Raw genomic sequence first — 6597 nt, 5'->3', positions numbered from 1 at the left:
ACTGCACTGGTGACGGTGTGGGAGAGTAGGACGCAGCCGGACAACCATTCACGACAACCCCGCCAGACACCTCTGGCGGGGTTGTCGCATATCCACGTCGGATATCCAGGTCCCACAGCCAGGGGGCTAGGGTTGGACTCGTGCCTGAACTCATCGCCTCTCCAACCCGCATCCCCGTCCCCGGCGGGAAGGTCATCGACGAGCACGTCGGTGCGGTCAACACCCCTGATGCCGGTCTGCAGACGTCGGTGTCGGTCGCTCGTATGGTCGCTCCTGCCGGCTGGTCCGAGCCCTTCCAGACGCCCGAGTTCGACGAGATCACCGTCGTCCTCGCCGGCACCGTGGTCGTCGACCACGACGGCGGCTCGCTGGAGGTGCAGGCCGGCCAGACGGTCGTGACCCGGGGTGGTGAGCGCATCCGCTACTCGTGCGGTCCAGAGGGCGCCGAGTACGTCGCCATCTGCCTGCCCGCCTTCAGCCCCGACACGGTGCACCGCGAGGACGAGGACGCAGACGCCGCCGACACCTCCGCTGGTGACCCGCGGTGAGCGACCCCCTGCCCGACGACCTGCGGCGCGCCCCCAAGGTCCTGCTGCACGACCACCTGGACGGTGGCCTGCGCCCTCAGACCATCATCGAGCTGGCCGACAGCGTCGGCTACGAGGGCCTGCCGGCGAAGGACGCCGACGCCCTCGGCACCTGGTTCCGCGAGAGCGCGGACTCGGGATCGCTCCCGCGCTACCTCGAGACGTTCGACCAGACCCTCGCGGTCATGCAGACGCGCGACGGACTCTTCCGGGTCGCCAGCGAGTGCGCGCAGGACCTCGCTGCCGACGGCGTCGTCTACGCCGAGAGCCGCTACGCCCCCGAGCAGCACCTCGTGCGGGGCCTGACCCTCGAGGGCGTCGTCGAGGCCGTCAACGCCGGACTGCGGGACGGGGAGGCCAAGGCCGCTGCCGCCGGACACCCCATCCGCGTCACGGCCCTGCTGACGGCCATGCGGCACGCAGCCAACGCCACGGAGATCGCCCGCCTGGCGATCCGCTACCGCGACGAGGGCGTATCGGGCTTCGACATCGCCGGCGCCGAGGCCGGCTTCCCACCCACCCGCCACCTCGACGCGTTCGAGTACCTCCAGCGCGAGAACTTCCACTTCACCATCCACGCCGGTGAGGCGTTCGGCCTGCCCTCCATCTGGGAGGCGATCCAGTGGTGCGGGGCCGACCGCCTGGGTCACGGGGTGCGCATCGTCGACGACATCACGGTCGACGGCTCGCCCTTCTCCGAGTGGCTCGAGGGACAGACCGACGACCCAGAGGCGCTGACGGCGCTGGAGCTCGACCGGGTGCGCCTGGGCCGGCTGGCGGCATACGTGCGCGACAAGCGCATCCCGCTCGAGATGTGCCCGAGCAGCAACCTGCAGACGTCCGCGGCCGTGTCGATCGCGCACCACCCCATCACGCTGCTGCGCCGGCTGCGCTTCCGCGTGACCCTCAACACCGACAACCGCCTCATGAGTGCGACGTCGATGACGAGGGAGGCGACGCTGCTGTGCGACGAGGCGGGGTGGACGCTCGAGGACCTGCGATGGGTCACGATCAACGCCATGAAGTCGGCCTTCATCCCGTTCGACGAGAGGCTCGCCCTGATCGACGACGTGATCAAGCCGGGTTACGCAGCGCTGGGTCAGGCGGCGCCGGTCGCGTGAGGCGCTCCGGTGCGCGTGACGTAGGCGCACCCAACCGCGCTCAGCTCGTGACGGAGGCGCTGAGCGCAGCGAGCTCCGCCTCGGCCTCGCGGGGGTGGACGCAGCGCGCGCCCTGCGCCGTGGCCTCCGCGATGACCCGGGGCTCGTCCCGCCACAGGATGAGACCGCGGCGCACCAGGATGTGCGGGGCCTTGCGACGCTCCGACAGGTCACGCACGAACCGGCGGGCTGCCGTGAGGGAGCGGTTCTGGCGCACGCACAGCGCGTCGGCGAGCAGGCCTTCCCGGTCGAGCGGCTCGATGAGCCGTCCGGCGAAGAGGCCCTCGGCAAGGATGTGGTCGGTGGGCGCGGCCTCGAGCACGTGCCGCCCGGTCACCGCCGAGGCGCCGATGTCGTAGACCGGGACCTCCACCGGGCCACCGTCCACGAGTCCGCGGAGCGCGGCCACGGCCGCGTCCGCGTTCCAGGAGTCGACGTGGTCCCAGTCGGGGATGCCGAGAGGCGACCGGGGGAGGCGAGGGTCATGAGCCTCGCGGTAGAAGTCGTCGAGCCGCACGACGGGCCACCCGTGCGCCGCGCTGAGGCGCGCTGAGAGCCGGCTCTTGCCGGCCCCGCTGGGACCCGTCAGCAGGATGACGCGGCGCCGGTGCCCGTCACCGGCGAGCCCGGTGTGCTCGGCGTGCTCGGCGTGCTCCGGTCCCACCGCTCAGAGGCCCTTGGGGTGCCAGACGGTCTTGGTCTCCACGAACGCGCGCAGGCGGTCGAGTCCGGGGTCCGCGCTCCAGTCCGGCTCGACGGGCACGCCGTCCCGTAGGGCAGGGCGGTGGACCCGCTTGAGGTTGCCGGCCGCCTCCGCCTCGAGCGCGGCCCAGTCGACGCCGTCTGCGCCGGCCACGCCGGTGAGGTCGATGGCGTTGACGTCGCGGTGCGCCGCCAGCCACGTCGCGACCTCGGCCGTCCGTGCGGTCACGATGTTGACGACGCCGCCCGGGACGTCCGAGGTGGCGAGCACCTCGCCGAACGTGACGGCCGGCAGGGGCCGGTCCGCCGACGACACGACGACCGCGGTGTTGCCGGTGGCGATCACGGGCGCGACGACCGACACGAGGCCGAGCAGCGAGGACGCCTGCGGCGCAAGGACGCCCACGACTCCCGTCGGCTCGGGCGCCGACACGTTGAAGAACGGTCCGGCGACCGGGTTGAGGTTGCCGAGGACCTGGGCGATCTTGTCGGTCCACCCGGCGTACCAGACCACCCGGTCGATCGCGGCGTCGACAGTGGCGCCTGCAGCGCGCGCCGACAGGCCTTCACCGGCCGCGACCTCCTCGACGAACTGGGCGCGACGGCCCTCGAGCACCTCGGCGACGCGGTAGAGCACCTGACCGCGGTTGTAGGCCGTCGCGCCCGACCACTTGCCGAACGCACCGCGGGCAGCGACGACGGCGTCACGCACGTCCTTGCGCGATCCCATCGACGCGTTGGCGAGGAACTCACCGGAGGCGGAGACGACCTCGTAGGAGCGGCCCGACTCGCTGCGCGGGAAGGCACCACCGATGTAGAGCTTGTAGGTCTTGCGCACGTCGAGGCGGCTCATCGGGCGGCTCCCGTCAGGGTCGAAGGGGCAGTCGAAGTGGCGGTGGTGACGTAGGCCTCGAGGCCGTGACGGCCTCCCTCGCGGCCGTAGCCGGACTCCTTGTAGCCGCCGAACGGCGACGTCGGGTCGAAGCGGTTGAAGGTGTTGGCCCACACCACGCCGGCACGCAGCTGGTCGGCCATCCAGAGGATCCGCGAGCCCTTCTCGGTCCAGACGCCGGCAGAGAGGCCGTATGCCGTGTTGTTGGCCTTGGCGACCGCTTCCTGGGGCGTGCGGAAGGTCAGCACCGACAGCACCGGGCCGAAGATCTCCTCGGTGGCCACGTGGTGCGTCTGGGAGACGCCGGTCAGCACGGTCGGCGGGAACCAGAAGCCCTTGCCCGGGAGGGTGCACTCGGGGCTCCAGCGCTCCGCGCCCTCGGCGACACCGGCCTCGACGAGGGAGGTGATGCGCTCGAGCTGCGCCCGCGAGTTGATCGCGCCCAGGTCGGTGTTCTTGTCCATCGGGTCACCGACCCGCAGCGTCCCGAGCCGGCGCTTGAGCCTCGCGACGACCTCGTCGTGGACGTTCTCCTGGACGAGCAGCCTCGAGCCCGCGCAGCAGACCTGGCCCTGGTTGAAGAAGATCCCGCCGACGATGCCCTCGACGGCCTGGTCGATGGGGGCGTCGTCGAAGACGATGTTGGCGGCCTTGCCGCCGAGCTCGAGGGTCGCCTTCTTCGGCGTGCCGGCGATGGAGCGGGCGATGGCCTTGCCCACCTCGGTGGAGCCGGTGAAGGCGACCTTGTCGACACCTGCGTGCTCGACGAGCGCCTGCCCGGTGCGGCCGTCGCCGGTGACGATGTTGACGACGCCGGCGGGCAGCCCGGCCTGCTGGCACACCTCGGCGAAGAGCAGCGCCGACAGCGGCGTCGTCTCGGCCGGCTTGAGCACGACCGTGTTGCCGGTCGCGAGGGCCGGCGCGATCTTCCAGGCCAGCATCAGCAGCGGGAAGTTCCAGGGGATGACCTGACCGACCACGCCGTGCGGGCGGGGCACGCCGGCGCCGGAAGCCGACAGGCCGGCATACTCCAGCTTGTCGGCCCAGCCCGCGTGGTAGAAGAAGTGGGCCGCGGCGATCGGCACGTCGACGTCGCGGGTCTCCTTGATCGGCTTGCCGTTGTCGAGCGTCTCGAGGACGGCGAACTCGCGCGCACGCTCCTGCAGGATGCGGGCGATCCGGAAGAGGTACTTGCCGCGCTCGGCACCGCTCATCCGGCCCCACACGCCCTCGAAGGCGCGGCGGGCGGCCGCGACGGCGCGGTCGACGTCCTCGGTGCCCGCCTGGCTCACCTGGGCCAGCACCGTCTCGTCGGCGGGGTTGAGCGTGGGGAAGGTGTCGGTCGGCTCGGTGAAGGCGCCGTCGACGAAGAGGCCGTAGGACTCCTCGATCGTGACGACGGCTCGCGACTCGGGAGCGGGGGCGTACTCGAACTTCGGCATCAGATGTCTTTCGTGCGCTTTCGGGGGCTTTCGCGGGCGCGATGGGTGTCGGTCGCGGTGGGCGAGGGCGACGCTCGTCAGTCGAGCGTCACGTAGTCGGCACCGGAGTAGGCGCCCGTGGTGAGCTTCTGCCGCTGCAGGAGCAGGTCGTTGAGCAGGCTCGAGGCGCCGAAGCGGAACCACTCGGGCGTGAGCCAGTCGTCACCGGCGACCTCGCTGACCATGACGAGGTACTTGATCGCGTCCTTGGTCGTGCGGATGCCGCCGGCGGGCTTGACGCCCACCTGGACGCCGGTCAGCTCGCGCCAGTCGCGCACGGCCTCGAGCATCACGAGCGTCACGGGCAGGGTCGCGGCGGGGGAGACCTTGCCGGTCGAGGTCTTGATGAAGTCGCCGCCGGCGAGCATCGAGAGGAAGGAGGCGCGGCGGACGTTGTCGTAGGTGACGAGCTCGCCCGTCTCCATGATCACCTTCAGGTGCGCCTCGCCGCAGGCCTGCTTCACCTGGGCGATCTGGTCGAAGACGGTGAGGTAGTCGCCCGAGAGGAAGGCGCCGCGGTCGATGACCATGTCGATCTCGTCCGCGCCGGCCTCGACCGCGTCGCGGGTGTCGGCCAGCTTGACCGCCAGGCTCGCCCGGCCGGACGGGAAGGCCGTCGCGACGGCGGCCACGTGGATCCCGCTGTCACCGAGGGCCTCCTTCGCGGTGGCCACCATGTCGCCGTAGACGCAGATGGCAGCCGGGCGCGGGGTGCTCGGGTCGAGCGGGTCGGGGACGAGGGCCTTGGCACACAAGGACCGGACCTTGCCGACGGTGTCGGAGCCCTCGAGGGTGGTCAGGTCGATCATCCCGATGGCGGTGTCGATGGCCCAGGCCTTGCTCGTCGTCTTGACCGAGCGGGTGCCGAGGCCGGCGGCGCGGGCCTCGTTGCCGACCTGGTCGACGCCGGGCAGGCCGTGCAGCCACGACGTGAGGGCACGGTTGGTCAGGCGCGACACCCCCAGCACGTCCCGCGCCTGCGCGGCGACGTCGGATGCGGTGCGTGTCGTGGTGCTAACGGTCACCACGAGAGTCTATCCACCTGTCGAGACGGCCCACGACGCGTGAGAGAGTCGGAGGGTGAGCCCAGACGTGTCCCAGCCGCCGCCCGACTCACCAGATCCGGGCCCCGGTTCGCCGCCGCCGGCGGCCCCCGGCGTCGACGACGGCCACGACCTGCGGGAGGCGCGGACGCTCCGGCCCGGGTCGTCGGTCGTCGTGGGCGTCATCGCGGCCGTGGCCGGGCTGGCCCTGCTCGCGTCCGCCCTGCTCTCCGACCAACGCAGCTGGACCCTCGTCTCCACCGTCGTGCTCGCCCTCGTGCTGCTGTGGCTCTTCGTCGTGCGGCCGTCGGTGGTGATCCACGCCGAGGGGGTGCGGCTCGTCAACCCGATGCGGGTGGTGGACCTGACCTGGCCCGTCATCACCGAGGTGCGCTCGCGCTGGGCCCTCGAGCTCGTGGCCGGCGGCCGGCGCTACACCGCCTGGGGCGTGCCGGCGGATCCGGGTCGGCCGAGGTACGGCCGCAACCTGCTGACCGTCGGGTCCAACAAGGTCCGTGGCAAGGGCACGACCGAGCTGCCCACGAAGTCGAAGGTCGAGGCACAGGTCGTCGCCGCGGAGGTCGAGGAGCGGATCGCCGCCGACCGCAGCCGCAAGGACGGCCGCACGCCGCGCATCGCCACCCAGGCCTGGGACCCCGTGTCGGTCGGCCTCCTGCTCGCCGCGGCCGCCTTCTTCGTCATCGGCACCTTCGTCGTCTGACCGCGGCCGTG

The 6597-nt window shown here is 71.7% G+C and carries 7 protein-coding genes; 3 read left to right on the top strand and 4 right to left on the bottom strand.

Annotated elements, in window-relative coordinates:
• The first annotated feature begins 140 nt into the window (after positions 1-140).
• Together ABD241_RS16930 and ABD241_RS16925 are read left to right on the top strand one after the other, a co-directional pair.
• Positions 141-548 carry a cupin domain-containing protein gene (locus tag ABD241_RS16930; RefSeq protein WP_344065305.1) on the top strand — a complete coding sequence of 136 codons (408 nt, stop codon included), beginning with the start codon at positions 141-143 and terminating at the stop codon, positions 546-548.
• Positions 545-1708, top strand: coding sequence for an adenosine deaminase (locus tag ABD241_RS16925; RefSeq protein WP_344065301.1), 1164 nt, complete (start codon positions 545-547; stop codon positions 1706-1708). Before ABD241_RS16930 ends, ABD241_RS16925 begins: the two co-directional genes overlap by 4 nt.
• A 40-nt stretch (positions 1709-1748) precedes the next feature.
• Here ABD241_RS16925 and ABD241_RS16920 read toward each other — a convergent pair whose 3' ends face one another.
• From ABD241_RS16920 to deoC, 4 genes are all read right to left on the bottom strand, one after another.
• A complete protein-coding gene (locus tag ABD241_RS16920; protein WP_344065298.1) occupies positions 1749-2411 on the bottom strand; it encodes a uridine kinase family protein in 663 nt (220 codons plus the stop codon).
• 3 nt (positions 2412-2414) lie between these two features.
• The gene (locus ABD241_RS16915; RefSeq protein ID WP_344065295.1) at positions 2415-3302 is read right to left on the bottom strand and encodes an aldehyde dehydrogenase family protein; all 888 of its coding nucleotides are present in this window, start codon (positions 3300-3302) and stop codon (positions 2415-2417) included.
• Positions 3299-4783 carry an aldehyde dehydrogenase family protein gene (locus ABD241_RS16910; RefSeq protein WP_344065291.1) on the bottom strand — a complete coding sequence of 495 codons (1485 nt, stop codon included), beginning with the start codon at positions 4781-4783 and terminating at the stop codon, positions 3299-3301. Before ABD241_RS16910 ends, ABD241_RS16915 begins: the two co-directional genes overlap by 4 nt.
• 77 nt (positions 4784-4860) lie before the next feature.
• Positions 4861-5847: a deoxyribose-phosphate aldolase gene (deoC, locus tag ABD241_RS16905; protein ID WP_425580806.1), complete on the bottom strand. Its 987-nt coding sequence runs from the start codon at positions 5845-5847 to the stop codon at positions 4861-4863.
• 55 nt (positions 5848-5902) lie between these two features.
• Between deoC and ABD241_RS16900 the strand changes: the two genes are divergently transcribed.
• Positions 5903-6586, top strand: a complete 684-nt coding sequence (locus ABD241_RS16900) for a PH domain-containing protein (protein WP_344065288.1) — start codon at positions 5903-5905, stop codon at positions 6584-6586.
• Positions 6587-6597: the final 11 nt, after the last annotated feature.

Origin of the sequence: Terrabacter lapilli (genome assembly GCF_039531305.1) — a bacterium.
Taxonomy (GTDB): domain Bacteria; phylum Actinomycetota; class Actinomycetes; order Actinomycetales; family Dermatophilaceae; genus Terrabacter; species Terrabacter lapilli.
This window is presented reverse-complemented; position numbering and strand designations above follow the sequence as displayed.

Coding starts and splice junctions, on each gene's coding strand:
- ABD241_RS16915 (WP_344065295.1), bottom strand. CDS start 3,302: ATGAGCCGCCTCGACGTGCGCAAGACCTACAAGCTCTACATCGGTGGT.
- ABD241_RS16910 (WP_344065291.1), bottom strand. CDS start 4,783: ATGCCGAAGTTCGAGTACGCCCCCGCTCCCGAGTCGCGAGCCGTCGTC.